Source organism: Hyella patelloides LEGE 07179, from assembly GCF_900659865.1.
Classification (GTDB): domain Bacteria; phylum Cyanobacteriota; class Cyanobacteriia; order Cyanobacteriales; family Xenococcaceae; genus Hyella; species Hyella patelloides.
Window position 1 is genome coordinate 21,842 of the sequence record NZ_LR213787.1, and the last position, 25,633, is coordinate 47,474.

Annotated in this window: 25 protein-coding genes, 1 tRNA gene and 1 pseudogene; 20 read left to right on the forward strand and 7 right to left on the reverse strand. The window is 36.9% G+C overall.

Features of this window, described 5'->3' with window-relative positions; all coding sequences use genetic code 11:
• Complete coding sequence (locus H1P_RS05690) at positions 1–270, reverse strand: hypothetical protein (RefSeq protein WP_144865005.1); 270 nt, start codon at positions 268–270, stop codon at positions 1–3.
• A 36-nt stretch (positions 271–306) separates the two neighbouring features.
• Between H1P_RS05690 and H1P_RS05695 the strand changes: the two genes are divergently transcribed.
• The 14 genes and pseudogenes from H1P_RS05695 (at position 307) to H1P_RS05760 (ending at position 10,989) form a co-directional block, all read left to right on the forward strand.
• Positions 307–711 (forward strand): aminotransferase-like domain-containing protein, encoded by a 405-nt coding sequence (locus H1P_RS05695; protein WP_144865007.1) that lies wholly within the window; start codon positions 307–309, stop codon positions 709–711.
• A gap of 141 nt (positions 712–852) precedes the next feature.
• Positions 853–2,103, forward strand: a complete 1,251-nt coding sequence (purD, locus tag H1P_RS05700; protein WP_144865009.1) for a phosphoribosylamine--glycine ligase — start codon at positions 853–855, stop codon at positions 2,101–2,103.
• A gap of 67 nt (positions 2,104–2,170) precedes the next feature.
• Positions 2,171–3,541 (forward strand): F0F1 ATP synthase subunit beta, encoded by a 1,371-nt coding sequence (atpD, locus tag H1P_RS05705; RefSeq protein WP_144865048.1) that lies wholly within the window; start codon positions 2,171–2,173, stop codon positions 3,539–3,541.
• 114 nt (positions 3,542–3,655) lie between these two features.
• Entirely contained in the window at positions 3,656–4,927 is a 1,272-nt protein-coding gene (locus tag H1P_RS05710) for a PIN domain-containing protein (protein WP_144865011.1), read from the forward strand.
• 154 nt (positions 4,928–5,081) lie between these two features.
• Positions 5,082–5,297 carry a type II toxin-antitoxin system HicB family antitoxin gene (locus tag H1P_RS05715; protein ID WP_144865012.1) on the forward strand — a complete coding sequence of 72 codons (216 nt, stop codon included), beginning with the start codon at positions 5,082–5,084 and terminating at the stop codon, positions 5,295–5,297.
• Positions 5,297–5,520: pseudogene (locus H1P_RS05720) on the forward strand (type II toxin-antitoxin system HicA family toxin). Before H1P_RS05715 ends, H1P_RS05720 begins: the two are co-directional and overlap by 1 nt.
• Before the next feature lie 79 nt (positions 5,521–5,599).
• The gene (locus H1P_RS05725) at positions 5,600–5,986 is read left to right on the forward strand and encodes a F0F1 ATP synthase subunit epsilon (RefSeq protein ID WP_144865014.1); all 387 of its coding nucleotides are present in this window, start codon (positions 5,600–5,602) and stop codon (positions 5,984–5,986) included.
• Positions 5,979–6,257, forward strand: a complete 279-nt coding sequence (locus H1P_RS05730) for an AtpZ/AtpI family protein (protein WP_144865016.1) — start codon at positions 5,979–5,981, stop codon at positions 6,255–6,257. Before H1P_RS05725 ends, H1P_RS05730 begins: the two co-directional genes overlap by 8 nt.
• Positions 6,250–6,696 carry a cation:proton antiporter domain-containing protein gene (locus H1P_RS05735; RefSeq protein ID WP_222426946.1) on the forward strand — a complete coding sequence of 149 codons (447 nt, stop codon included), beginning with the start codon at positions 6,250–6,252 and terminating at the stop codon, positions 6,694–6,696. The genes H1P_RS05730 and H1P_RS05735 overlap by 8 nt, the downstream gene beginning before the upstream one ends.
• 339 nt (positions 6,697–7,035) lie before the next feature.
• Positions 7,036–7,299 carry an ATP synthase subunit I gene (locus H1P_RS05740; protein ID WP_144865018.1) on the forward strand — a complete coding sequence of 88 codons (264 nt, stop codon included), beginning with the start codon at positions 7,036–7,038 and terminating at the stop codon, positions 7,297–7,299.
• Positions 7,300–7,430: 131 nt separating this feature from the next.
• Positions 7,431–8,105, forward strand: a complete 675-nt coding sequence (locus tag H1P_RS05745; protein WP_144865020.1) for a F0F1 ATP synthase subunit A — start codon at positions 7,431–7,433, stop codon at positions 8,103–8,105.
• 58 nt (positions 8,106–8,163) lie between these two features.
• The gene (locus H1P_RS05750) at positions 8,164–8,442 is read left to right on the forward strand and encodes a F0F1 ATP synthase subunit C (protein ID WP_144865022.1); all 279 of its coding nucleotides are present in this window, start codon (positions 8,164–8,166) and stop codon (positions 8,440–8,442) included.
• 101 nt (positions 8,443–8,543) lie between these two features.
• Positions 8,544–9,320 (forward strand): F0F1 ATP synthase subunit B family protein, encoded by a 777-nt coding sequence (locus H1P_RS05755; RefSeq protein ID WP_144865024.1) that lies wholly within the window; start codon positions 8,544–8,546, stop codon positions 9,318–9,320.
• A 130-nt stretch (positions 9,321–9,450) separates the two neighbouring features.
• Positions 9,451–10,989, forward strand: coding sequence for an alternate F1F0 ATPase, F1 subunit alpha (locus tag H1P_RS05760; RefSeq protein WP_144865026.1), 1,539 nt, complete (start codon positions 9,451–9,453; stop codon positions 10,987–10,989).
• A gap of 19 nt (positions 10,990–11,008) precedes the next feature.
• Here the strand turns inward: H1P_RS05760 and H1P_RS05765 are convergent, their stop codons facing one another.
• A complete protein-coding gene (locus H1P_RS05765; protein WP_144865028.1) occupies positions 11,009–12,754 on the reverse strand; it encodes an anti-phage dCTP deaminase in 1,746 nt (581 codons plus the stop codon).
• Positions 12,755–12,883: 129 nt separating this feature from the next.
• Here H1P_RS05765 and H1P_RS05770 point away from each other — a divergent pair, with 129 nt between their 5' ends.
• The 3 genes from H1P_RS05770 to H1P_RS05780 all read left to right on the forward strand — a co-directional run bounded on the left by H1P_RS05770 (position 12,884) and on the right by H1P_RS05780 (position 16,345).
• Positions 12,884–13,777 (forward strand): F0F1 ATP synthase subunit gamma, encoded by an 894-nt coding sequence (locus H1P_RS05770; protein ID WP_144865030.1) that lies wholly within the window; start codon positions 12,884–12,886, stop codon positions 13,775–13,777.
• Positions 13,778–13,932: 155 nt separating this feature from the next.
• Positions 13,933–16,209 (forward strand): ComEC/Rec2 family competence protein, encoded by a 2,277-nt coding sequence (locus tag H1P_RS05775; protein WP_144865032.1) that lies wholly within the window; start codon positions 13,933–13,935, stop codon positions 16,207–16,209.
• 49 nt (positions 16,210–16,258) lie between these two features.
• A tRNA-Ser gene (locus H1P_RS05780) sits at positions 16,259–16,345 on the forward strand.
• 189 nt (positions 16,346–16,534) lie between these two features.
• Here H1P_RS05780 and H1P_RS05785 read toward each other — a convergent pair.
• Complete coding sequence (locus H1P_RS05785; protein WP_144865034.1) at positions 16,535–16,753, reverse strand: hypothetical protein; 219 nt, start codon at positions 16,751–16,753, stop codon at positions 16,535–16,537.
• A gap of 85 nt (positions 16,754–16,838) precedes the next feature.
• Here H1P_RS05785 and H1P_RS05790 point away from each other — a divergent pair, with 85 nt between their 5' ends.
• Positions 16,839–18,311: a pentapeptide repeat-containing protein gene (locus tag H1P_RS05790; RefSeq protein ID WP_144865036.1), complete on the forward strand. Its 1,473-nt coding sequence runs from the start codon at positions 16,839–16,841 to the stop codon at positions 18,309–18,311.
• Between the two features lie 374 nt (positions 18,312–18,685).
• On the opposite strand, the gene petD is transcribed toward H1P_RS05790, so the two are convergent.
• Entirely contained in the window at positions 18,686–19,168 is a 483-nt protein-coding gene (gene petD / locus H1P_RS05795) for a cytochrome b6-f complex subunit IV (RefSeq protein WP_144865038.1), read from the reverse strand.
• 162 nt (positions 19,169–19,330) lie between these two features.
• Complete coding sequence (petB, locus tag H1P_RS05800) at positions 19,331–19,999, reverse strand: cytochrome b6 (RefSeq protein ID WP_144865040.1); 669 nt, start codon at positions 19,997–19,999, stop codon at positions 19,331–19,333.
• An 832-nt stretch (positions 20,000–20,831) separates the two neighbouring features.
• Here petB and ctpA point away from each other — a divergent pair.
• On the forward strand, positions 20,832–22,061 hold the full coding sequence (ctpA, locus tag H1P_RS05805) for a carboxyl-terminal processing protease CtpA (protein ID WP_144865041.1): 1,230 nt from the start codon (positions 20,832–20,834) through the stop codon (positions 22,059–22,061).
• Positions 22,062–22,066: 5 nt separating this feature from the next.
• Here ctpA and H1P_RS05810 read toward each other — a convergent pair whose 3' ends face one another.
• Positions 22,067–22,900, reverse strand: coding sequence for a phytanoyl-CoA dioxygenase family protein (locus H1P_RS05810; RefSeq protein ID WP_144865042.1), 834 nt, complete (start codon positions 22,898–22,900; stop codon positions 22,067–22,069).
• Between the two features lie 163 nt (positions 22,901–23,063).
• Between H1P_RS05810 and H1P_RS05815 the strand changes: the two genes are divergently transcribed.
• Positions 23,064–23,519 (forward strand): GatB/YqeY domain-containing protein, encoded by a 456-nt coding sequence (locus tag H1P_RS05815; protein WP_144865043.1) that lies wholly within the window; start codon positions 23,064–23,066, stop codon positions 23,517–23,519.
• A 136-nt stretch (positions 23,520–23,655) separates the two neighbouring features.
• Here H1P_RS05815 and H1P_RS05820 read toward each other — a convergent pair whose 3' ends face one another.
• Positions 23,656–24,708, reverse strand: coding sequence for a Fe(3+) ABC transporter substrate-binding protein (locus H1P_RS05820; protein WP_144865044.1), 1,053 nt, complete (start codon positions 24,706–24,708; stop codon positions 23,656–23,658).
• Between the last annotated feature and the right edge of the window lie 925 nt (positions 24,709–25,633).

Here is a 25,633-nt window from a genome sequence, read left to right on the forward strand (position 1 = left end):
CTAAGCCAGGGCGATCGCTATTCCTGCGGAGATAGTTCCTTTGGGAAAGCTAGGTAAGCGAACTAATTTATCTTTGGACGTAGGTTGTTCTGATAATTGAATACTCAAACCAATACAGCCTAAAAGTAAGCCAAAGACTACCCAGTAACTAAAGGGAACTAAAGAATCATCGAATAACAAAACGCCATTGGTAAACAAAGCACCACTAGAGAAACCTAAGGCGGTTGTTAAGCTGACTATGGCAGCAACCGAAGCCGATTTTTGGAGCATTACAGTTGATAGATATGCCGTACATTAGTACCGATTGTGTGTCAGGCTAGATGGTTGGGCGATCGCTTTACTCCTTTATTGGAACAATATGCTTTGACGGATTTTATTACTGAGGGACATTTTGAAAGGCATATTCGGCGCATACGTCGTTTTTATGATCGCCGTCGTCAAGTTTTAGTAGAAGCTATTAATAACTATTTGGGAGAACGAGCCACAATTTTAGGCGAAAATGCAGGAATTCATTTAATTGTACGACTCCATACTAAACTTAGTGAGGACGAGATTATCAAATCTGCTTATAAAGTAGGAGTAGGGATGATTAGTCTCAAACCTTATTATCTTCAGGCTACTACGACAAAGGAGTTTATTTTTGGCTACTCTAATCTTACTGAGCTACAACTGACAGAAGGTGTTCGCAGATTGGCTAACATACAGGAGTGATGGCAATGAAGATGTTATTGGAGAATAGATATTTATGTCTTGTTTAAGCAGTAGCGATCGCCTGTTCTTGGTTTCACCAAAACTGTGCAAGACCCCTTTTTCTGAGAAAATGCAATCTGGCAAGTTAAGAAGGAAAAGATCATGAAAGTATTGGTAGTAGGTAGCGGTGGTAGAGAACACGCGATCGCCTGGACGTTATTAAAATCACCCAATGTAGAACAAGTTTTTTGTACTCCTGGTAATGGCGGTACCGCAACATTAGAAAACTGTCAGAATTTGTCTTTAGCAGTAGATGACTTTGCAGGGATTGCTGAAGCAGTTAAAGAGCGCGATCTCGATCTAGTTGTAGTAGGGCCAGAAGTACCTTTATCTTTGGGTATTGCCGATTATTTACAACAACAGGATATTGCGGTTTTTGGCCCAGTTAAAGCAGGTGCAGAAGTAGAAGCAAGTAAGTCTTGGGCAAAGGATTTAATGGTAGAAGGGGGTATCCCGACAGCTAAATCTGCAACTTTTACTGATGCAGCAAAGGCAAAGGCTTATATAGAAAAAGAAGGTGCGCCAATTGTTGTCAAAGCAGACAGTTTAGCAGCAGGTAAAGGGGTTATTGTGGCAATGACTAAACAGGAAGCCCTAAACGCAGTGGAAGAATTGTTTGGACAGGGTTTTAACACTTTGGTCATTGAAGAGTTTTTAGTAGGAGAAGAAGCTTCTGTACTTGCTTTAGCCGATGGTAAAACTATTATTCCTTTATTACCAGCCCAAGATCACAAACGCATTGGAGAAGGAGATACAGGAAAGAATACAGGGGGAATGGGAGCTTATGCACCTGCACCTTTAGTTACTCCTGAGATTATGCAGCGCATCGAAACCGAAGTGTTGCAGCCCACCATTGCCACTTTTAATCAACGGGGTATTGACTATCGGGGAATTCTCTATGCAGGATTAATGATTACTCCTGATGGTGAACCCAAAGTAGTAGAATTTAACTGTCGTTTTGGCGATCCTGAAACTCAAGCAGTTTTACCTTTATTGGATACTCCCTTAGATGAGTTAATGCTGGCTTGCGTAAATCAAGAATTAGCTAACGTAAATATTCAATGGAAATCAGGTAGTGCAGTCTGTGTCGTCGCTGCTGCGGGGGGTTATCCCGATGCTTACGAAAAAGGGAAAGCGATCGCCAGATTAGAGACTGTCAACGATGCAATCGTTTTTCATGCAGGAACAAAACTAGAAGGCGATCGATTAGTTACCAATGGTGGAAGAGTCTTAGGCATTACAGCATTAGGAAATAACTTTCAAGAGGCGATCGCAAAAGTTTATCCCGCAGTTGCCCAAATTAGTTTTGATAAAATGTACTACCGTAGAGATATCGGACACCGCGCCCGATAAAAAGCGATCGGAGATCGGTTATCAAAAAGACTCAGGTGGGCGACAATTCCCACAAATGGCTATCAGTATGATAATAAATCAAGGTAAAGTAATTTCTATTCGCGGTAGCGTAGTTGATGTTTTATTTTCTCATTCATTGCCAGAACTCCATAGTTTATTAACAGCAGGGGAAAATAAACGGGTAGCCCTAGAGATAATGACCTATCTTAGTTCAGAAGTGGTCAGAACGATCGCTCTTACTCCAACTCAAGGATTAGCCAGAGGTTCAATTGTTAATAATACTGGTCATCCTCTTCAAGTTCCTGTAGGGACAGCTAACTTAGGAAGAATGTTCAATGTTTTTGGTGAAACTATCGACGGTAGAGAGCAACTATCAGCTAGTCAATGGCGATCGCTTCATGCCTCACCTGTTCCTTTGGGCGATCGCGCTACTACGACAGATATTTTTCTCACGGGAATTAAAGCGATCGATGTTCTCGCACCTTTGGAAAAAGGCGGAAAAGCAGGACTATTTGGGGGTGCAGGGGTAGGTAAAACGGTTTTAATTACTGAGTTAATTAATAATGTTGTCAGTCGCTACAAGGGAGTGAGTATTTTTTGTGGTATTGGTGAGCGATCGCGGGAAGGAGAAGAACTGTATCGTGAAATGAAAGAAGCGGGAGTGCTAAATAACACCGTCATGGTATTCGGACAGATGAACGAATCACCTGGAGTAAGATTTCGTGTCGGACACGCAGCCTTAACTATGGCAGAATATTTCCGCGATGATTTACATAAAGATGTTCTCCTAACTATTGATAATATTTTTCGTTTTATTCAAGCGGGTTCAGAGGTTTCTGGTTTGATGGGACAATTGCCTTCCAGAGTCGGTTATCAACCTACTTTAGCTACAGAGTTAGCGGAACTAGAAGAACGCATTTGTAATACTGCATCGGGTTCGATTACTTCCATTCAGGCTGTCTATGTTCCTGCCGATGACTTTACCGATCCTGCTGCGGTACATACTTTTTCTCATCTTTCCGCATCTATTGTTTTATCTCGCAAACGCGTAAGTGAAGGACTGTATCCTGCGATCGATCCTCTTCAGTCTGATTCTAAGATGTTAACACCTCAAGTAATTGGCGATCGCCATTATCAAATTGCCCAAACAGTACGTCAAACCCTAGCTAACTATGAAGAATTAAAAGATATTATTGCCATGTTGGGACTAGAAGAATTAGCCCAAAGCGAACGACAAATAGTATATCGCGCCCGTAGATTGGAAAGATTTCTGACTCAGCCCTTTTTTACCACCGAACAGTTTACAGGTTTAGAAGGGAAAATAGTAAGGCTTGAAGATGCTTTGGATGGATGCGATCGTATTTTAAATGATGAGTTTTCCGACTATCCCGAACAGGCTTTATATATGATTGGTAGTATTGATGAGGTCGAAAAATAATATACTTTCAAACCACGCTATCCGTACAAGAACCAGTATCAGCATTCTTAGGTTATATTTATAGCTGGTCAAATAGCTTTTTGTGCATATTTTCCCAGTTTAGCGTAAGTGTGAATGATGAAAAATTTGTTTCCTGGTCACTATAAACCTAGTGAAAAAGAATTTCAGAAGCTATGGAATGAATGTATTTTTGTCTTCGACACCAATATTCTGCTAAATGTTTATCGTTACAGTGAGAAGACAAGAGAAAGGCTATTTGAAATATTAGATTTGCTACAGGCTCGAATTTGGTTGCCATACCAAGTAGCTTATGAATATCAAGAGGAAAGATTAAACGTTATTTCTCATCAGTTAAAACCTTATGAAGAAATAGAAAAGGTCTTGAATGAGAATTTGGCAAGACTTAACTCAGCTATTGAGCCATATCGCAAACGTCATTCATTTACTTCATTGGTTGATGATAAAAAGTTTATTGACACAACAAAAAGAGCAAACAAAAGAATATTAAAATCTCTAGAGGAAACAAAATCTCAATACCCAAACCTAATTGAGAATGATATTTATAGAGAAAAAATAGGCGATTTGTTTGAAGATAAAATTGGAAGCCCACATGACGAAGACAAGCTAAAAGAAGTTCATACACAATGTAAATCTCGTTTTGAAAAAAACATACCACCAGGCTATAAAGATAAAAACAAATCTGTAGATCAAAAGCAATATGGTGATGCTATTCTATGGCTTCAAATAATAGAGTATGCAAAAACTGAAAACAAACCGATTATTTTTGTTACCGACGACAATAAAGACGATTGGTGGAAGAGACATCAAGGACAAACAATTAGTCCCAGAACAGAATTAATAGAGGAAATGAAAAACGAAGCTAATGTGGATTTCTGGATGTATACTGGCGATCGTTTTTTGAGGTATGCCGAAGATTATTTAAAACTGAACGAACAGCCAGAAACAATAGAGGAAGCAGAAGAAGTTAGACTCGAAGGTGAAGACATTTCTCCTACAACAGAAAATAATTCTAGATTAAGCACAGAATCTGATACTGCATCCATTTTGAGAAATTTATCAAGTCAACAAATTAATTCATTCAAAGGTGTAGATAAAGTATTAGAAAATTATAGATTCAATACAAAAGAATTAGAAAAAGTTATGATGCCCAGAATTAATCTTAAAAATCAGATTGCGATAAAAAAATTGATAGATCAGCAACTTAATCCGTTCACTGAATTAAGTAAGGAAATGAGCAAAATAGTAGAAAGCTATAAATTTAATGCGAAAGAATTAAAAAACATTATGACACCTCAAATAAATTTGAGAGATATTGTTGATAATGTAAATCGATTAAACGAATATTCTAGTAATGAAGAAGAATAAATTCGATATTTGTTTAGAATCCAAATTTTCTATTAGTGAATCTAGATTAACTTTACTCATGCCAGAATCATTATAATCAGCAATCTTTTGTCAATGCTGTATTTACAAAATATGTCAAAATACTAGCAGTCATGGTTTTTATGCAGATAATTTTATGACCGAAACCAAAAAAGAATTTTATGTAGTTATTGAGCGAGATGAAGATGAATACTATGTGGGGGAAGTGCCACAACTAAAAGCTTGTTATAGCCAAGGGGAAACAATTGATGAATTAATGGCGAATATGAAGGAAGTAATTGAACTCTGTATGTTAGAAGCAACTGAGGAATCAAGTTCAGAGTTTGTCGGAATTCAGAAAATTGTTGTCTAATACCTAAACTTCCAGTAGTTACAGCCAGCGAAGTTATGAAAGTTCTAGAAAAGATCGGCTTTCAAGCCGTGAGACAGAAAGGAAGTCATGTGAGGATGAAACATGAAGATAATCGTGTTGTGACTGTTCCTATTCATAAGGCAAAACTATTGGCAAAGGTTTACTCCGTAAAATATTACGAGATTCAGAACTGACAGTAGAGGAATTTATCGAGCTTTTGTAGAGCATTATTTTTAGCATCACACTATGCTCACAAACTGCTGTCAGAATAGCTTTTAATTCGCAGAATCTCTTGAATTAGGATGAAGTTGAAAGTTTTAATTCCTACAGAAGTACTAATCGATCGCGAAGTCACCAAAGTAATCGCTGAAGCAGAAAATGGTCATTTTTGTTTGCTCCCCCATCATATTGATTTTGCGACTGCATTAGCCCCAGGAATACTTAGCTATACAGTTGAAACAGAAGAAGAAATATTTGTCGCTGTAGATGAAGGGATTTTAGTCAAATGCGATCGAGAAGTTTTAGTATCTACTCGTAATGCAATTGAGGGAAATAATTTAGAAACTCTCCAGCAAACCGTAGCGCAACAGTTTCAGATATTAGACGAAAAAGAAAAACTAACCCGTTCAGTTTTGGCAAAGTTTGAAGCGAGTATGATGCGCCATTTTAAGGAGTTGGGACATGGATAAAAAAAACTTTCAACGTCAAATTTCTACTAAAAGCGATCGCAAACTTAAAGCCAGAAGAGAAGCTAAAAACATCTGGTTTGGCTTGGGTATGTTTGGCATGGTAGGTTGGTCGGTGGCTATTCCTTCTTTGCTAGGTATTGGTTTAGGTGTCTGGATCGATACCCATATCCAGAGTAAATATTCTTGGACTCTCATGCTACTAGTAATTGGTGTAGCCTTGGGCTGTTTCAATGCTTGGTATTGGATCGCTAAGGAGAGTCAAAGTGATTGAAGGAGAAACTTTACTGCTGTTTCTGGTTTTACTCGTGGGAGTAACCCTCATTCTCGCTATTCTAATTAAAGCTGTTTTAGATCGACTTGGCGTACCTCCTTTGGTTGGTTATCTACTTTTAGGAATAGGAATGGGGGTTGTAAATAGCCGAATGTATTTTCTAACCCCCTCAGTTAGAGAAGTATATGCTTTTTTAGCCGAGTTGGGCATTATCTCTTTATTGTTTCGTGTTGGTTTAGAAAGTAATTTAGCGGGGTTAATACGTCAATTACCTCGCGCTAGCTTTATTTTGTTAGGAAATCTCTCTTTTAGTAGCATCCTGGGTTTTTTGACAGCCTCTAAACTGCTTCAACTCGAACTTATTCCCAGTCTTTATTCTCTTGATTGTGGCAATTTTAGGGAAGGTAGTAGGTACAGGATTACCCGCTATTCTTTCTAACTACAGATAAAACGAGTGTCTTATTACTAAGTATTAGCATGATTCCTCGTGCCGAAATTGCCATGGTAATTATGGAAAGAGGGCGACAATTGGGATATTGGGCAGTATCGCCACAAATTTTCACCAGTATGATTTTGGTTTCGGCAATAACTTGTATTACCTCTCCATTGCTATTGCGTCCATTGCTAAAGAAAAACTCAGTTAAAACGATAAGCTGAAATTAATTAATCTTTAAGTAGAGGTTGAACAATACCAGATCTGTGATTTTTGAATGATTTCACAAGTTCCTCAAATTTTCTGTCTAAGATTATTGCAAACTGTTGAGAATGAAATAAAAATTTGACATCAATCATTGCTTTTATTGTGGGTTCTGGTTTGGGATTGTTCTACTTTGGTGGTTTGTGGCTGACGGTGCAGCAGCTACCTGTAACCAAACACCCTTACAGATTAATGTTATCTAGTTTTTTATTGAGATTGGGAATAAGTATGTTTGTTTTATCTTTAATTATTGGTGGCAATACCGAACTATATAACGTAATTACCTTATTGACTGGTTGTCTAGGATTTTTAATGGTTAGAACTATAGCAATCATGCTGATTTAATCGAGATTTGCTTTGCTGGCACATTCGCGATCATCTAATGCAACTAATCATGAGGCTGAGAAAATAACTATTAGCAATTAGCAAACAACCAGAATATTGAACTTAAATTACATCAAGTTAAAACCTGATATATGAATTTAACTCCAGACCAAATTATTTTCTGGCAACGAGGCATAATTACGATCAATGCCACTTTGGTTTTTACTTGGCTGATCATGGTTTTATTGATTTTCGGTTCTTGGTTAGTTACTCGTAAACTATCGGCATCTACCAAAATCTCTAAGGGACAAAATCTTTTAGAAGTTTTGGTGTTAGGAATCGGCAATCAAATTAAAGAAGTTAGCCAACAAGAACCAGAACCTTATACTCCTTTTGTGGGAACTCTATTTATCTTTATTGCTGTTTCTAATCTTCTCAGTATTGTTCCAGGCTATCAACCCCCTACAGGTTCGCTTTCCACTACGGCTGCCCTAGCAATATGTGTTTTTTTTGCTATTCCTCTTTATGGCATTAAAAAACAAGGATTTATGGGTTACTTTAAAAAATACTATCTTCAGCCCACTCCTTTCATGCTGCCGTTTAATATTATTAGTAGGTTCTCTAACACGATCTCTTTGTCAGTACGTCTATTTGGTAACGTTATGAGTGGCACAATGATTGTTGGTATTTTACTCTCGATCGCGCCGTTATTTTTCCCCATCATTATGCAAGCTATGGGAATACTAACGGGATTAATTCAGGCATATATTTTTGCCATTTTAGCCATGGTTTTCATCGCAGCAGCCACTCAGACAACTAACGAATAATAATTAACCACTGTAAAGGCACATCGCCCCTACTATCAATACTAATAACAATATACCTATGGATAATCTCGCACTAATTGGTATGGCATCAATCGTAACCGCAGGATTAACAATTACTATTGGTTCTATTGGTCCAGCCTTGGGAGAAGGTAAAGCCTTGGCACAGGCATTAAATGCGATCGCTCAGCAACCAGACGAAGCTAAAAATATTACTCGTACTTTATTTGTGGGGATGGCATTAGTAGAATCAACAGCTATTTACTGTTTTGTAATTACTTTAATTTTGATCTTTGCTAATCCCTTTTGGAATTACTTTATCGAGAAAGCAGGTGGATAAGTAATCAGTAATCAGTAATCAGTAATAAAGCACGATCAGTACTAACCGCTAACTACTAACCACTAACTACTAACTACTAACTACTAACCACTAACCAAGTTATGTTAATCGATCCTTTTGTTGTTATTGCTCAAATCATTAACTTTCTAATTTTGGTTGCTTTGCTGAAGCGTTTTTTATATAAACCCATTACTCAGGCAATGGAAGCGCGATCGCAGAGAATTGAACGTCAGTTAGCCACAGCAGCAGAAAAAGAGAAAGATGCTGAAGTAGAAAAAGAATTATATCTCCAAAAACAACAGGAGTTAGCATCACAAAAGCAAGCCTGGTTAGAACAAACCAAACAAGAAGTAGAGCAGGAAAAAGAAAAATTAACTCAGCAAGCACAAGCTGAAGTAAATCAAGCTCGTTCCCAATGGTATGCGAATTTAGAACAAGATCGGCAAAAATTTACTTGTGAATTACGCGATCGCTTGAGCCAACAAGTCGCGATAACGACTCGAAAAGCTTTATCAGATTTAGCCAATGCTAATTTAGAAACACAAATTATCGAAACATTTATCGATCGCTTGTATAACCTCGATGAGCTTCAAAAAAATACCATTAACACCGCGCCAGTTCCCAATCCTCGCCATATAATTAACATCTGTAGTTCGTTTACAATTCCTGAAGAGAAAAAAGAGCGTGTAATTACTGCTATTCGAGAACAAATTGCTGCTAATGCCGAGGTGCAGTTTGAAATAGTAACAGATTTTATCTGTGGCATTGAATTGCGCGATCGCGGTTATAAGATTTCTTGGAATTTAGAACACTATTTAACTGAGTTAGAAACAGCCACAGCCAAAATTTTGACAGAGAATAATAACCAAGTAGCATAAATATTATTTTGTGAGCAATAGCGACCGCTTGAATATTAATCTTTAGAGTTATCTTTGGTATATTGCGAATATTCACAACATCCTCAAACTTTTGCACTATCTATATTAGAAGTAATTTCAAAAAGACATTGTGACAGATATTCATTCCCTATCCTGGCAAAATCTTCTAGATGAAACTGTTGCTATTTCTCAGCAGGTTTTAGATCGGCATAACCTTCAGTTACAGATTGAAGAAGTAGGAACTGTAACCTATTTAGGTGGAGGAATTGCCAGGGCTGTTGGTTTACCTAGCGTGCAGGCAGAGGAATTGGTAAAATTTCCAGGGAATTGCTATGGCATGGCTTACAATCTCGATCGCGATGAAGTAGGAATTATTTTATTAGATGACAGTGAAGATTTAAAAGCAGGTTGTGAGGTATTACGGACAGGGAGAGTCTTGGATGCACCTGTAGGAGAAGAGTTATTAGGTAGGGTTATTGATGCAACTGGTCGTCCATTAGATAATCAAGGGGCAATTTCTACAGCAAAAAGGCTTCCAGTAGAGAGAGAAGCACCAGGAATAATGCAGCGCGCACCTGTTACTGTACCTTTGCAAACGGGGATAAAAGTTATTGATGCCTTGATTCCCATTGGTAGAGGACAAAGGGAGTTAATTTTAGGCGATCGCGCTACGGGTAAAACTGCGATCGCTCTAGATACAATTATCAATCAGAAAGGCAAAGATGTTATTTGTGTTTATTGTGCAATCGGGCAAAGAAGTTCGGCAGTAGCAAAACTGATTGCTGAGTTACGCCAAAGAGAAGCAATGGATTACTGTATAGTTGTGGTGGCAGGAGGAGAAACTCCCCCAGGTTTACAATATATTACCCCCTATGCAGCCACTACCATGGCAGAGTATTTCAGGTCACAGGGTAAAGATGTTTTGATTGTTTATGACGATCTAATTCAACACGCAAGAGCATATCGAGAATTATCTTTATTATTGCGTCGTCCACCTGGAAGAGAAGCTTTTCCAGGAGATATCTTTTACATTCATTCTCGTCTTTTAGAACGTGCTACTCATCTGCGTCCCGAATTCGGAGGTGGTTCTTTGACAGCTTTACCGATAGTAGAAACAGAAGCACAGAATATTTCGGCATATATCCCTACTAACTTAGTTTCTATTACTGACGGTCAAATCTATCTCACCCCTAACTTATTTCACAAAGGTATTTTACCTGCCGTTGATGTAGGAAAATCTGTCTCTCGTGTCGGCGGTAAAACTCAATTACCTGCTTATCGTGCTGTAGCTGGAGATTTACGCTTATCCTATTCTCAGTTTGAAGAATTAGAAGCCTTTTCTCGTTTTGGTACGCGGTTAGATGAAGCAACTCAAAAAAGTATTGAAAGAGGTCAAAGAGTTAGAGAAATCCTCAAACAAAATCAATATCAACCTATTCCCGTAGCTGAACAAATCGCCGTGTTACTAGCTGCTACTCAGGGGAGCTTTGATACTGTTCCTGTGGAAAAGATTAAGTTAGTGGAAAACTCGATACGTCAAGCTGTTAGAGAAAAATTACCTGATGTGTGTCAAAGAATTGAAGTGGGAGAGCAATTAAATGAAAGCGATCTCACTAATTTGTTAAATATTGCTGAAGATACTGTTGAGCAAGTTATGCAGGACAATTAAAATATTCAGAAAATTTCATCTATAACAAGAACTTAAGCTCATCTTTATAGGAAAGCGCACTTTCATACAATTGATGATAGCCACGACCTACAGCACCATGAAACTGGGTAAGTGTGGGTGGATATTTTCCATTCTGCAAAATATGTTCTTTGGCAATACCAGGATAAGGATCGATAAATATAATCTCTTTAATTCCTAATTGATATGCTTTCTTGGCACATAATTCACATGGGCTAGCTGTAGTGTATAGTTTTCCACCTTGTATTCCAATTCCACCGTATTTTGTTAACTGTAAAAATGCATTTTCTTCAGCGTGTAAAGCACGAGTGTGAACTTGATTATTTTCTTCTTTAATTGAATTTTTTATCTCTTTGAAACAGTAAGATAAATTTCTACCTCGTAAAGAATTATTTTTTGGTTCAATATTCTCTTTATATTTTTCTTCTAAAGCTTTGCGAAACTCCGAATTATTCCTTTCATAATGACTATAAATTCTTTCATCAAAATGATTCAATGCACCATATACGCTTCTTAAAGAACAGGGAACTTGACCACTGGGTACATCATTCCAACCTACTGCTTTAATAGAATTTTCATTATCTGTTATGACTGCTCCCACTTGTCTAGATATACATCCTGAATTAGTCTTTGCACTAAATGCAATTTGCATCGATCTTTCCATAGAAGTTGGTGAAACCAATCCTGGATGATGCATTAGCGAAAAATACCATGCTAACTGAGATGCCAAGATATTATGATTTTTTAGCTCATTTCTAGGATTAAATATATGAATATCTGACATTTCAATACATTTTTTTACGTTCTGAACAGTAAATCTATCTTCAAGACTTTTCCATTGTCCAGATTCATTTTTGTCTAATTTATCTAGCTGATCTATATTAAATTTATGAACCTGCTGTAAATATTTTTTTCTATCTTGATCGGGAGCATTAACAGCAACCAACTTAAATGCAGCATATCTATCTCTAAAAAAACTAACTTCATAAGGATTTCTAAGAGCATCTATAACAATAAAAGCTCTATCTTTGATTTTTCTAATAGCTTTAATTATTCTATTAAGTGTTTCTGGTAAGTGAAAAATTTTTGATGTATCAAATGAAGCTTCTTTATAATTAATATCTACCTTGCCTAATTTTCTAATTGAATTACCTGCTGCTTGATAGATTGATACATAAAGTGTCTCATCAATACACTTTAGTTCTTGCTTGAAATCTCGCGTCAGCTTCCTAACAAGTTTTGCTAATCGAATAAATAATTGATGTTTTATTTGCTCTGACGATAAATCTTTTTCAGAGAAAATAGTTATATCACTAATTTCTTTGATTTTATTAAAGAATATTTTGTTTTTTTCTTTGATTTTATTTACAATATTCTTTATTGATTCTTTTGGAATTTTGTCTTTATTATCATATTTTTCTTGATTGTAATAAATGAATTCAATCAACTTGGTTTTACTTAGTTGAAATAAGTATATTGATATTATATCACTAACTTTGATTGTAAAAAAACTCTGCCAATTTGCTTCAGCATATTTTTTTAAAATAGTGTATCTATAAACGTCGAGTTCTTCGTAAAATGCTTTACCATTAGTTCTTATCTGTTCTGGATCGGGAAAATTTATTTTTTCCTTATTTAAAATATTTGAGGCTGTAGTGCAACCAGAACCAGTTCTACCAGTTAAGCCAATTAAAATAAATTTATTGCGTTCTGACAAAATTTCTTCGAGAGCTTTTTTGTTATCCATTAGTTTAATTGGGAATATACACGAACTATTCCTATAGTTCCCTAAACCTTTGATTTTGCAATAATTAAAGTAAGAAAGATAATTAACTACTAACTACTAACCACCTCAATCAACTAACTTGTTTAAGAAATGGCAACTATTGAAGAACTCAAACATCAGATTACTACGGCTCAAGACTTGCAGTCTGTGGTCAAGACGATGAAAGCCTTAGCAGCAGTCAGTATTCATCAATATGAAAAAGCTGTGCAATCATTGACTGAATACAATCGCACCATAGAAATGGGATTACAGATTCTACTCAAGCAGCGACCAAAAGTTTTGTTGAAAAAAACATCTATTACCAATCATCGTGTGGGAACAGTGGTTTTTGGTTCTGATTGGGGAATGTGCGGTCAGTTTAATGAAAGAATTGCCAATCACACTATTAAAAAACTAGAAAGTCGGTCGCTTGATGCTGAAAATCAACTTATTTTAGCTATTGGTTCTAGAGTAGGCGATCGCATTATCGCAGCAGGATATAGATGTGAAGCTTGTTTTACCTTACCAAGTTCTATTGAGGGAATTACATCTACTGTTCAAGAAATGGTTTTAATTTTAGAAAGATGGCGACAGGAAAATCAGATAGAGCAAATTTCAGTTGTTTACAACCAAATCACTAACAGTGCTACTTATCATCCCGCAGACTTACAAATTTTTCCCCTCAATTTAGAATGGCTACAAAGCTTACAATGCGAACAATGGAAGTCTCGCAGTTTGCCGACTTTTACGATGAACGAGAATAATTTAGCAGCAGCTTTATTTCGTCAGTATTTTTTTGTTTCTCTCTATCGTGCTTGTGCAGAATCATTGAAAAGCGAACATACCAGCCGATTAGCTGCAATGCAGATAGCAGAAAAAAATATTGCCGAACGTCTAACCGAACTAAATATGCAGTTTAATCATCAGCGTCAAACTACTATTACAGAAGAATTACTCGATATTGTTTCTGGGTTTGAAGCTTTAATTGTTAGTCCTAAAGAGTAGGGCTGTTTCATTCGGTAGTGTGGCAAAAAATTGAGATCAAAGAAAAAAATGAATAAATCTTAAATAAACCTCTTCTTTATTCTTTTGATTTGTAGCGGTTTTTTATTTGATGAACTAGACTATTGTTCTTTGTTTCTCAATATTTATTTTTTTAAATGAATCGCTATAGCTGGATTATTATTTGTTTGGCTTATATTATTGGTTTATTGGCTACTGGATTATTTTATTTTTCTACCAATAATTTTTCTGGTCTAGTTTTTCTAAAAACAGCAATTATTTTAGCGTTATTAATAATAATAGCTAAATTTTATAGCAAGTTAAAGATTAACAACAATGTTTGGTTAAGTGCTTTTTTTATTGCAATTTTAGCAACAGTTTATTTTAACCTTCGTATACCGCAACCCCAACAAAATGATATTAGCCATCTTGTAACTTCAGACAAGTCTCAGATATTAACAGTAACAGGTAAAGTGTTAACCGAACCAAGATTAAATAGCAACAATAAGATTACATTTTGGTTACAGGCTCAAGAAGCAAAAGAAAAAAATAGTAATAACTCTCAAACATTATCAGGGAAGCTGTATATTACTTTACCATTACTAGAAAGTAATAATATTTATCCTAAAACCATACTTGCTATTGAAGGGGCTTTATATAAACCAAAAGCTCCTAATAATACTACACAATTTAATTTTCAAAAATATCTGAGAGATCGCGGATCATTTGCTGGATTAACAGGATTTAAGACTGTTGAAAAATCTGAGCCAAAATGGGGTTGGTATCTTCTCAGAAAGAGAATTATACGCGCCCAAGTTAAGGGTTTAGGTAGTCCTCTAGGACAGTTAGTTAGCTCAATGGTTTTGGGAAGAAGGGCGGTAGATTTACCCGAAGATATTCGGAATTTATTTATTAAAAATGGTTTGGCTCATATACTTGCAGCATCGGGCTTTCACGTCTCTCTTTTACTAGGAGTTATTTTAAAGTTAACTAATTTTTTAGATGAGAAAAAACAATTAATAGTTAGTGTAGTTACTTTATTAATTTATCTTGGTTTGACTGGTTTTTCTCCTTCGGTAATTCGTGCAGTTATCATGGGATTTGCTGTCTTGGTTGCTATGGCAAACAAAGCAAAAGTTAGACCATTAGGCTCATTACTATTAGCAGCAACATTTATATTATTACTTAATCCTTTATGGATTTGGGATTTGGGTTTTCAGTTGAGTTTTTTAGCCACTTTAGGACTTATTCTTACCTTACCTATTTTAGAAGATAAATTAGATTGGCTACCTTCTAATCTTGCTACTGCGATCGCTGTTCCTTTGGCTGCTTCAATTTGGGTTTTACCACTAATTAGTTATACTTTTAACACCATAGCTACTTACAGTATTATTGTTAATTTAATTACGACACCTTTAATAACTATTGTTAGTTTGGGAGGAATGTTAACTAGTGCGATCGCCTTAATTGTTCCATCTCTAGGAAGTTACATCACTTGGGTATTAAAATATCCCGTTTTACTCTTAATTGCTATCACCAAATTTTTTACTAATTTGCCTAGTAGTACCTTGGCAATTGGTGAAATATCTTTATTGTTACTGTTGATTATCTATGGCTTAATTATTTTAACTATCTTCAATCAAAAATGTCAAAATAACTGGTATCTTATCTTGCTAATTATTATTGGCATTACAATTATTCCTCTACGGTATCAACAGGCTAATTTGTCCCAAATTACTATTTTAGATACTTCTAATAAGCCATCTATCATTATTCAAAATAGTGGAAAAGTAATTTTAATAAATAATACAGAATCTAAGTCTATTAAATATACAATTTTGCCTTTTTTAGCCAGTCAGGGAATCAATAAACTCGATTATTTAGTAATGAGCTTAGAACCCAGGCAAAATTATCAACAGATATTATCAACACTACAATCTCAAATAGCTATTAAAAAATTATTTATTTATGGCAGCGATCTCGCTAAAAGTAACAAAAATAGCGATCTCGGCTCCGCCGAGGCGCTTCGCGATCTCATTTTAGATAAAATGGAGCAGAAAACCACTATTCCTATCGAATTAAATTCTACTATTACAACTAATTCTCTTGCTATTAATACCGTAAATAACTCCAATACTTTGCAACTAAACATCAATAATGACCGATGGTTAATTACAAATAAACTTTCATCTCTCAATACAACACAATCTGAACAACAAAATATCTTATTGTGGTTGGGTCAAGAGCTAGATTATGCAACATTAAATAACTTTGAGGGCAAAGTAGCGATCGCAAAAAAGATCGAGCCACCGACTAACCTTAACAAGTCTTTACAATTTTATACCACAGATCGCCAAGGTACAATCAGTTGGACACCCCATACAGGATTTATCACCGCAACGGAAAAAGCAAAACGTAACAATACTTTGTGGTAAATAGTAGTCAAAATAGCTCCAATTTCAGTAAAATAACCAGGTAGACCTAGGAGAGATGGCAGAGCGGTTGAATGCGGTAGTCTCGAAAACTATTTCAGGTTTATTCCTGACGGGGGTTCGAATCCCCCTCTCTCCGTTGCAACAATTAGTTTAAATGCTTTATGCTTTCATGAAATAATTAAAAAAATTTAAGTATTTTAGTGATTTGAAATTAGTTGTTAAGATCATTTTTAGATCGGTATAATGCGATCGCCCTGAGTAAAAGATCGTGGAATATTCATCCCTCATCTCGATCTATAATCGTCTTTAACTTCGCGCCCCTAATTTACGACTCTGCTGCTTCCGATGCCACGGAAATCAGCCAGTTAGTTAGGTTCATCTCTTTCTTATTAGCAGCTTTCTTAAATTTCTGCTTATCTTTACTGGAAAGTCTCAATAAAAAAGAATCATTTTTCTCTCCTAATCCTTTACCCGCAGCATATTGATTTTTTCCAGTGGGGTTATTGGGTTTCCGCTTGGGCTTGTCTTGTTTCTTTGTAACCATTGCCTTCAATCTTCATATCAATTTTAGAATCCTAGCATATATATCTTTGCTACACTTCTTACTAAGTGCATTAGATCAAACAGGTATGGCAGACCAAGAGCATCTGGAAAAGCTGAATAAAGGAGTGAAGGCTTGGAATCAGTGGCGAAAAGATAATCCCAATATAAGACCCGACCTCTTTGCTAAACTCCTCAATAATACCAATCTCAGTGGTGCCAATCTCAGTGGTGTCGAACTCCTTGGTGTCAATTTCACTAGATCCAATCTCACTAGTGCCAATCTCAGTTGTGCTAACCTCTATATCGCCCGCCTCAGTGGTGCTAATCTCAGTGATGCCAATCTCACTAGTACCAATCTCATTGGTGCCAATCTCATTGGTGCCAATCTCAGTAATGTCAACCTCTCTGGTGCTAATCTCAGTGATGTCAAACTCAGTGGTGCTAATCTCAGTGATGTCAATCTCACGGGTGCTAATCTCAGTAATGTCAAGCTCTCTGGTGCTAATCTCAGTGATATCAAGCTCTCTGGTGCCATCCTCAAAAGAGTTCAAGCATTGGATACTAATTTTGCAGGTGCAACCCTAACTGGTGCTTGTATCGAAGATTGGAATATTAACAGTAAAACTAACCTGGAAAATGTGAAGTGCGACTATATCTATTTGAAAGAGATTTATTTTGAAGAAAAACAAAAGTCTTTTTATAGCGATCGCAGACCTCACGATCCTTATAACATCTTTGCCCCAGGGGAGTTTACCAAACGCTATCAGAAGATATTAGAAACAGTCGATTTATATTTCGGAGAAGGTATTGATTGGCAAGTATTCCTCGAATCATTTCAGAAACTTCAGGAGGAAGAAAAGCTCAAAATTCAAGATGGCGATCGTCAATTTCCTATAGTTCAAGGAATCAAAAACACTGGTGATGGCTCTTTTGTAATCGAAATTGGTGTTTCTCCTGACACGGATAAAGGAGAAGTTGAAAGGTCTTTCAAGCAAATATATCAACCAATGGTGAAAGCCAAAGAAGAACAAATCAAGTTTTTACATGAAGAGTTAAATATCAAACGTGAAGAATTATTTTTGAATCGTCAAGAGAAAAATGAGCTATTAGAAATTATTAAACTCAGAGCGAATCAACAAATTAATGTCAACAACTACTTAGCTAATCAACAACGAACAAACAACATGACTAATAATAAGGAAACCAAAATTGACAAATACTTTAAAACTGAAAAAGCGGGAATAGTTAACAATGAAGGTGATATCTCAGGAGGAATAATTACTGGGGAATATAACGAAGCAGCACCACAAAATTTAACCCAAGCAGCAGCCGAAATTCAACAACTTCTAGAGCAACTATCTAAAACTTATCCTACTAAAACACCATCAGAAAAAATGGTAGTAGGAGCAAAAGTAATAGAAGAAATCACCAACAATCCTAATCGTTGGCAAAAACCAATCAAAGTTATCAAAGCAATGGGAATTGAAGCCCTCGCCGAAGCCGTCGATAATCCCATATTCAACATTGCCAAAGCTGGTATTGAAGCTGCCTTAGAATAATTGCTATTGCTCACTTTCAAAGCCACACTACCATATATATCTTTGCTAGACTTCCTTGAAATGCATTATCTAAAACAGGTATGGCAGACCAGAAGCATTTAGAAAAACTGGAACAAGGAGTAAAGGCTTGGAATTAGTGGCTAAAAGATCATCCCAATATAAGACTCGACCTCTTTGTTGCCATACTCTTAGGTGTCCACCTCAATGATGCCAATCTCAGTGATGTCAATCTCCTCTCTATTTTATCAGCGATCTTATTTCAGGATTTTGCTTGAAAAAATTAAACGCTTACAATCACCTGAGAAAATAAAAAAACTCTCAAATAGCGATCGCAAGCGTTATTCTTAATTAAAAGATTATGATTGCTTAGTGTCTTAAAACAAACCTAAAGTTAAAGATTTGTCAATAGGCATAGTAGCACCAATTCCCAACCAGATAGTTACAACAGTACCAAATAAGAATACTGTAGTAGCTACAGGACGACGGAATGGGTTTTGGAACTTGTTAACGCTTTCAATGAAAGGAATTAACATTAAGCCTAAAGGTACAGCACCTTGGCAAGCAATTCCTAATAGTTTGTTAGGAAGAATACGCAAAATTTGGAAAACGGGGTATAAGTACCATTCAGGTAAGATTTCCAAAGGGGTTGCAAAAGGATCGGCAGGTTCGCCGATTAATGCGGGGTCTAAAACAGCTAGACCAACTACTAAACCGATAGTTCCCAAAATTACAACAGGGAAAACATACAATAGATCGTTAGGCCAAGCGGGTTCACCGTAATAGTTGTGACCCATTCCTTGAGCCAACTTAGCGCGTAATTTAGGATCGCTAAGATCGGGTTTTTTTAATGTGGACATTTAGTTTCTCCTTAATGAACTCGGAATCAGCAGATAATACTCAATAATTATGCTGTCGGAGCTTTTTCAATTAAAATTTAGATTTTAGATAACTGCAATCTATCTCTTAAAAAAATTGTAGACGACAAAGCTAGAGCTAAGTCGCCTGATGTCAAGAGAGATTTACAAAGGACCAGAGATGCCTTGTTTACGAATCATTAAAAAGTGACCTAACATAAACACTGCCATTAACCAGGGCAAGACAAACGTATGTAGGCTATAAAAACGAGTTAAAGTTGATTGACCAACACTAGCACCACCACGAAGTAATTCAACCATTTGGTCGCCTACGATGGGGATAGCAGCAGGTACACCAGAAACGATTTTGACCGCCCAATAACCCACTTGATCCCAAGGTAAAGAATAGCCAGTTACACCAAAGCTGACAGTAACTACTGCCATAATTACTCCAGTAATCCAAGTTAACTCACGGGGTTTTTTGAAACCACCAGTCAGATAAACGCGGAAAGTATGAAGGATCATCATCAAAACCATCATGCTGGCAGACCAGCGATGCACGGAACGAATCAACCAACCAAAGTTAACTTCGTTCATTAAATACTGTACGGAAGCAAAAGCATCAGTTACAGTAGGCTTGTAATAAAAAGTCATGCAAAATCCAGTAGCGAACTGGATTAAAAAGCAAACGAAAGTGATGCCACCAAGACAATAGAAAATATTGACATGGGGAGGTACGTATTTGCTGGAAATGTCATCAGAAATCGCCTGTACTTCAAGGCGTTCGTCAAACCACTTATAAACTTTTGAGTCTGTTACTTGTTTAGTGAACATGAAGCTTTAATTAGCTAACAAAGAATAATTATGAATATTATGACGGAAGGAAACACTTCTGGCTAAGAAGCTGTCTTACAACAGTCCTCTGGGTCGGGAAACACTCCTGCAAGGCTGTTGCGCTATTCTACTTCCATATTAACCGCGTTGTGCGGTTGATGAGCTATCTTAATGAGATTGTCTTGGAGGACGTTCCCTTGCACCCAAAACGACGGGCATAAACCCCCAAATGCGATGGGGATAAATGTCTTTCGCGCCATGCGGGCTTCTGACCCTTCCTCATCTAAGGAACGCGCGAGTCGTGACAGAATTGCTAGCTACAAAGTGCTAGCATCCTTATTTCCCTTTAAAAAATGTAACATAGCTTTAAGCTATGGTGTGGTCTTTTAATCTTAGATTGTACCGCGACCACATATTCATAGTCTACAATGGCAGTATTTCCCTTTTGTAGTTAGGGTTTCCTTATTGCGGTAAATTTACTAAGAAATTAGTAACAATTAGTTAAGAATAGCTGCACTACACTAAGTAATAGTAGTCAACACTGCAATTGGATATGCTCTCTAATCAAGAGAATCCCTCTTGGTCAACACTCGCTCTCGGAATATGCTCTGGCGACCAGAGCATCGGGAAGCATTCCCAAGTCCGCGACTGCGTGGGTTTCCCGCGCAGTTTAAGTCGGACGCTTGCCCTAAAGGATTCCCTTCGGTCACCCTAAAGGATTTCCTTCGGTCACGCACTTACAGCGTCCTAAAGGATACCGCTCCGCATAACGCGGGGTCTTCCCTCATTTCCTCCCGTCAAATTAACGCTCAATTATTAAGTCATCTGTCTCATGCTAAAAAAAGCTTTTTGGGTTACTTTGCTGGTATTTGTTTGGTGTACATTTTCTTTGGTTTGGCTTCCTACACCAGCGCAGGCTTTTACAGAACAACAAAAGCTACTATTACAGTCGTGGCGTATTGTTAACCAGTCTTATGTAGATGAAACTTTTAATCATCAGAATTGGTGGTTACTACGCCAAAAGTTAGTCAAAAAGCCGATGAAAAACCGTGATGAGGCTTATGATGCGATCGATGAGATGTTGGCTACCCTGGACGATCCTTTTACCAGGCTATTAAGACCAGAGCAGTATCGTAGCTTACAGGTTAGTACTTCTGGAGAACTTTCAGGAGTTGGTTTACAAATTAATGTAGACCCCCAAACCCAATTAGTACAGGTGATTTCACCGTTAGCAGGTTCTCCCGCAGCATTGGCGGGAATTGAATCAAGGGACTACATTTTAGAAATAGATGGTATTGATACAAAAAACCTAACTCTAGATGAAGCAGCAGCCACCATGCGGGGCAAAATAGGGACTGAAGTATCCCTCAGAGTTCAAAAACATGAAGATGAATCAGTTCAAAATGTGAGATTGATTCGCGATCGCATTGAACTTAATCCCGTGTATGCTAAGTTAGATCGGAAAAATCAGATTGGTTATGTACGTCTGACTCAGTTTAGTGCTAATGCAGCCCAAGAAATTGCCCATTCTGTAGTTAAACTCGAACAAGAAGGTGCCAAGTCTTACATTTTAGATTTACGTAACAATCCTGGGGGTTTATTGCAATCAGGTGTCGAAGTGGCTCGCCTTTGGTTAGATCAAGGCACAATTGTTTACACAGTTAACCGTCAAGGTACTTTGGGTAGTTTTGACTCTAATGAAGCATTACTCAGCGATGCACCACTGGTGGTGCTGGTAAATTCTGGTACAGCCAGTTCTAGTGAAATATTAGCTGGTGCGCTACAAGATAATGGTAGAGCTTCCTTAGTGGGAGAAAAAACTTTTGGTAAGGGATTAATTCAATCTCTGTTTGAACTTCCCAATGGTGCAGGAATAGCTGTTACTGTGGCTAAATACGAAACTCCCAGTCATAAAGATATTAATAAGCTGGGCATAGAACCAGATCGCGTGATTAAACAAGAAGCACCTATTCTTTATACAGAAATTGGCACAGAAAAAGATGTGCAATATAAAGCTGCGGTGGAAATGTTAACCAATCAGACCATAGCTCATGCTTCTTAATTTGATTATCCATAAGCACCATTGGGTAAAAAACCCAATAAAGTTTTTAGTCGGGGGCTAGCATTTTTGTAGCAATGTTCGGGCATTTGATAATTCATAAAAGGATAATATTTATGTCCAACTAATCTTTTTCCATAGGTTATTTGAGTAATATATCTCGGGCGATTGGATAAGTTTGGCGCGCCTCTATGCCATACCTGATTATTAAAGCAAACAACCGAACCAATTGGTGCCAAACAGCTATCAATTTTATAGCCCCTAACATCTGATGGACAGACTTTGCCGAATAAATGAGAGCCAGGAACTACTTGCGTACAGCCATTTTCAACTTTTAGAACATCAGTTAAGTAAAAATTAATCGTAAAAGCTAACACATTAAGTCGCACATTTTTAATTGGTTTTCCATCAAGAGAAAGTATATGGGGACTATCATCTTGATGCCAACTACTATTAGCTAAACCTGGGCTTTTAGGCAAAACCACAAAAGAGTTATTGTGGATTACATGAATAGTATTAGAGTTTGGGATTCCTATATTTTTTGCCATTCCCTGACCATTAGCTTCTCCAATTAGTTTTTCCGCAAAAGATATCATTGGTTCTAATTCAAATAAGTTTAAATTAGCTTGAGAGCGTTCAAACATCCGATGACTGAAATAATACTTGCGATTGTTTAATTCAGGATGTTGAGCAATATCACGATCCAAATCATCTCTTAGTTCTTGGCATCTTTTTGGAGTTAAAACATTAGGAATTACTAAATAACCATTTTCATGAAAAAAATCTACGCATTTTTGTAAGTGTTCTTTGCTTGGTGGTTTATTCTCTAAATATTGACCCATAAATTGCATCGTTAGTTTTGTAAGATATCTACAGAATTCTTGAGTCGAGGACAAAAGAAAATTAAAATGATGTTAATAACTGTAAAGCGATCGCCAAAAAATCTTATTTCCTGATTACGCTACAGTGGATGAGGTAAAATTTGGAATTAAGAATAATAAAAATATGAGCCTTAAAGAACGTATTGGGGAAGACATCAAATCAGCTATGAAGGCGAAAGATAAAATTCGTCTGGAAACCGTCAGAGGTATCAAAAAAGCAATTATAGAAAAAGAAGTGGCTCTACGTCCCAAAGGACAAGATAGCCTAACAGAAGAGCAAGAAATTGAACTACTAGCACAACAAGCAAAACAACGTCGTGATTCTATTGAACAATATCAAAAAGCAGGAAGAGAAGATTTAGCAGAGAAAGAACAGCAAGAATTAGCTATTTTAGAAACTTACTTACCCAAACAAGTTGATGATAGCGAATTAGAATCTATTTTAGATGAGATTATTGCTTCTGTGGGCGCAACTTCTGCTAAAGATTTAGGGAAAGTGATGGGAACAGCTATGAAACAGTTAAAAGGTAAAGCTGACGGTAAAAAAATTCAGGCTTTAGTCAAAAGTAAATTATCTTAACCAAGACCTCATAGAAGCTTAGTTGGTTGTTGAGGTGTTGCATAATTGCGGTCAACATTAAGAAATAAAAAAGAAAAAAATCTCTTAGTCTCCCCGTCAGCCTTAACTATTTCATGATGATGCAAGACTTGGCGGATTACTTCCAACCAGCCCGATCCATAATTTGTACTGCTAAAGCATTATTAGCACCATAAGCGACTACATTAGTTGCGTCTTCTTTGAATGTGCCGAAACTGCCCACAATCGGATCGACTGGTGTTCCTGCTACTATAGGATATTCATCATTTCCCTGAGCAAAGAAAGTTTGGGCTGCGGGGCTGACTAAATATTCTAAAAATGCGATCGCACCTTCTCTGTTAGGCGCGCTCTTAACTAAACCGCCACCACTGATATTAACGTGAGTACCGCGCTCATCTTGATTGGGGAAAAATACCCCAATTTGTTCAAAAATAGCCTGCTTGGCAGGATCGGTATCTTTGGCATAACGAGGTAAATAGTAAGTATTCGCCACAGCTAAATCTGCTAAGCCAGCAGCAGCAGCTTCAATTTGCGCTCGATCGTTACCTTCAGGAGGACGAGCAAAGTTATCAACTATTCCTCTACACCATTCTTCTACTGTTTGCTCCCCATGAACTTCAATTAATCCAGCTACCAAAGACTGATTGTAAATATTGCTAGAAGAGCGAATAACTAATTGATTTTTCCATTGGGGATCGGCTAAATTTTCGTAGGTAGAAAGTTGAGCAGGATCGACAGTATTTTTGTTATACATAATGACCCGCGCTCTTTTGGTAAAGCCAAACCAAAGGTTATTGGGATGACGCAGATTAGCAGGTATTTTTTCAGTTAAGACTTGAGACGATACTGGTGCAAAAATTTCTTCTTGTTCTGCTCGCCACAAACGACCAGCATCTACTGTAATCAGGATATCGGCTGGGCTATTGGCTCCCTCACTCTTGATACGCTCGATTAATTCGTCAGCTTTCCCTTCAATTAAATTGACTTGAATTCCTGTTTGGTTAGTGAAAATGTCATATAGCTGATCGTCTGTGTTGTAGTGACGAGAAGAATAAAGATTAATTTGTTCGGTTTGGGCTAATCCTGGTTTAGTTTTGACTAGCTGACTAGCTGCTACTGCTGCGGTAGCTGCACCAGTCCCCAAGAAAAAGCGTCTTGTAAATTTGCTCATTGATTATTGACTAATATTTAGGCTCTTAAAGTTAGAGCGTTTGATTCGATTCAAAAACAAATCTTACATCTTTTGCTATCTTTTCTCAATAGATAGCTAAAAATAAGTAATACAAATTATCGATTATCAAAGTAAAAAATATCTCTAATGAGGATAAATACCTAAAATTATTGAGTTCAGGATTGATGTACTCAGATTCATAACAATGCCTATAATTGCCTATTTCCCATAGCTCAAACTTTTAATTTTGCCTTTAATTGCGTAAGTTTCAGACTTATCAACATTCGTAAGACTAAAAACCGACTAATTCCTGAGAGTTTTTAGGGTAATAAAATTTTAGGAGTGTAAATTTCTGTTCCTGTATACCTCATACCTTCTTGAAGCGGATTGAAATAGGCATCAAGAAGAGTTGTGTCGTCATAACAAGCTCCATGTTTAAGATTCCCTAGATTTAATTCTTGATATCTTTTTTGATCGCGAAGAGCTACCTTAATTTGTGCAGAAGATATTAAGTTTGATTTTTGTAAAATTTCGCCAATGGGTTACCTATCACTGACATTCCGCAGATAATTTTCTCAAGGAAATAATTAAATGAATTTGCTTGAATATAGCCGTTTATAGCAATCGCCAATCTTCAAAAACACCAAATAATATATTAGTTCTTATTCTGTTTCTAAAATCGCTGTATTCTCTATCTCTTAAAGTGTGTAGACTAAATTGCTCAAAAAATCACGAAGAAATTAAATTTTTCTGCGGAATGTGAGCTATCAGGAAATCTAAGCATATAGCTATGACTTTTTACCACGCCCTTCGGGCTGAAGTCAGGAGGATAGAGTCAGGAGTCAGGAGTTAGATCAAGCCCGAAGTTGGAGTATGCGCCTCGCCATTTTTAGGCGAAGAGAAACAAAATATATTCAAGTATTGA

Bases quoted from the DNA above. Each gene is read 5' to 3' on its own strand.
- H1P_RS05755 (WP_144865024.1), top strand. From the start codon at position 8,544: ATGTTAATCGATCCTTTTGTTGTTATTGCTCAAATCATTAACTTTCTA.
- petB (WP_144865040.1), bottom strand. From the start codon at position 19,999: ATGTTCACTAAACAAGTAACAGACTCAAAAGTTTATAAGTGGTTTGAC.
- H1P_RS05730 (WP_144865016.1), top strand. From the start codon at position 5,979: ATGGATAAAAAAAACTTTCAACGTCAAATTTCTACTAAAAGCGATCGC.
- H1P_RS05715 (WP_144865012.1), top strand. From the start codon at position 5,082: ATGACCGAAACCAAAAAAGAATTTTATGTAGTTATTGAGCGAGATGAA.
- H1P_RS05725 (WP_144865014.1), top strand. From the start codon at position 5,600: ATGAAGTTGAAAGTTTTAATTCCTACAGAAGTACTAATCGATCGCGAA.
- H1P_RS05770 (WP_144865030.1), top strand. From the start codon at position 12,884: ATGGCAACTATTGAAGAACTCAAACATCAGATTACTACGGCTCAAGAC.
- H1P_RS05815 (WP_144865043.1), top strand. From the start codon at position 23,064: ATGAGCCTTAAAGAACGTATTGGGGAAGACATCAAATCAGCTATGAAG.
- atpD (WP_144865048.1), top strand. From the start codon at position 2,171: ATGATAATAAATCAAGGTAAAGTAATTTCTATTCGCGGTAGCGTAGTT.
- H1P_RS05790 (WP_144865036.1), top strand. From the start codon at position 16,839: ATGGCAGACCAAGAGCATCTGGAAAAGCTGAATAAAGGAGTGAAGGCT.
- H1P_RS05750 (WP_144865022.1), top strand. From the start codon at position 8,164: ATGGATAATCTCGCACTAATTGGTATGGCATCAATCGTAACCGCAGGA.
- H1P_RS05775 (WP_144865032.1), top strand. From the start codon at position 13,933: ATGAATCGCTATAGCTGGATTATTATTTGTTTGGCTTATATTATTGGT.
- H1P_RS05820 (WP_144865044.1), bottom strand. From the start codon at position 24,708: ATGAGCAAATTTACAAGACGCTTTTTCTTGGGGACTGGTGCAGCTACC.
- petD (WP_144865038.1), bottom strand. From the start codon at position 19,168: ATGTCCACATTAAAAAAACCCGATCTTAGCGATCCTAAATTACGCGCT.
- H1P_RS05765 (WP_144865028.1), bottom strand. From the start codon at position 12,754: ATGGATAACAAAAAAGCTCTCGAAGAAATTTTGTCAGAACGCAATAAA.
- ctpA (WP_144865041.1), top strand. From the start codon at position 20,832: ATGCTAAAAAAAGCTTTTTGGGTTACTTTGCTGGTATTTGTTTGGTGT.
- H1P_RS05710 (WP_144865011.1), top strand. From the start codon at position 3,656: ATGATGAAAAATTTGTTTCCTGGTCACTATAAACCTAGTGAAAAAGAA.
- H1P_RS05745 (WP_144865020.1), top strand. From the start codon at position 7,431: ATGAATTTAACTCCAGACCAAATTATTTTCTGGCAACGAGGCATAATT.
- H1P_RS05690 (WP_144865005.1), bottom strand. From the start codon at position 270: ATGCTCCAAAAATCGGCTTCGGTTGCTGCCATAGTCAGCTTAACAACC.
- H1P_RS05785 (WP_144865034.1), bottom strand. From the start codon at position 16,753: ATGGTTACAAAGAAACAAGACAAGCCCAAGCGGAAACCCAATAACCCC.
- purD (WP_144865009.1), top strand. From the start codon at position 853: ATGAAAGTATTGGTAGTAGGTAGCGGTGGTAGAGAACACGCGATCGCC.
- H1P_RS05810 (WP_144865042.1), bottom strand. From the start codon at position 22,900: ATGGGTCAATATTTAGAGAATAAACCACCAAGCAAAGAACACTTACAA.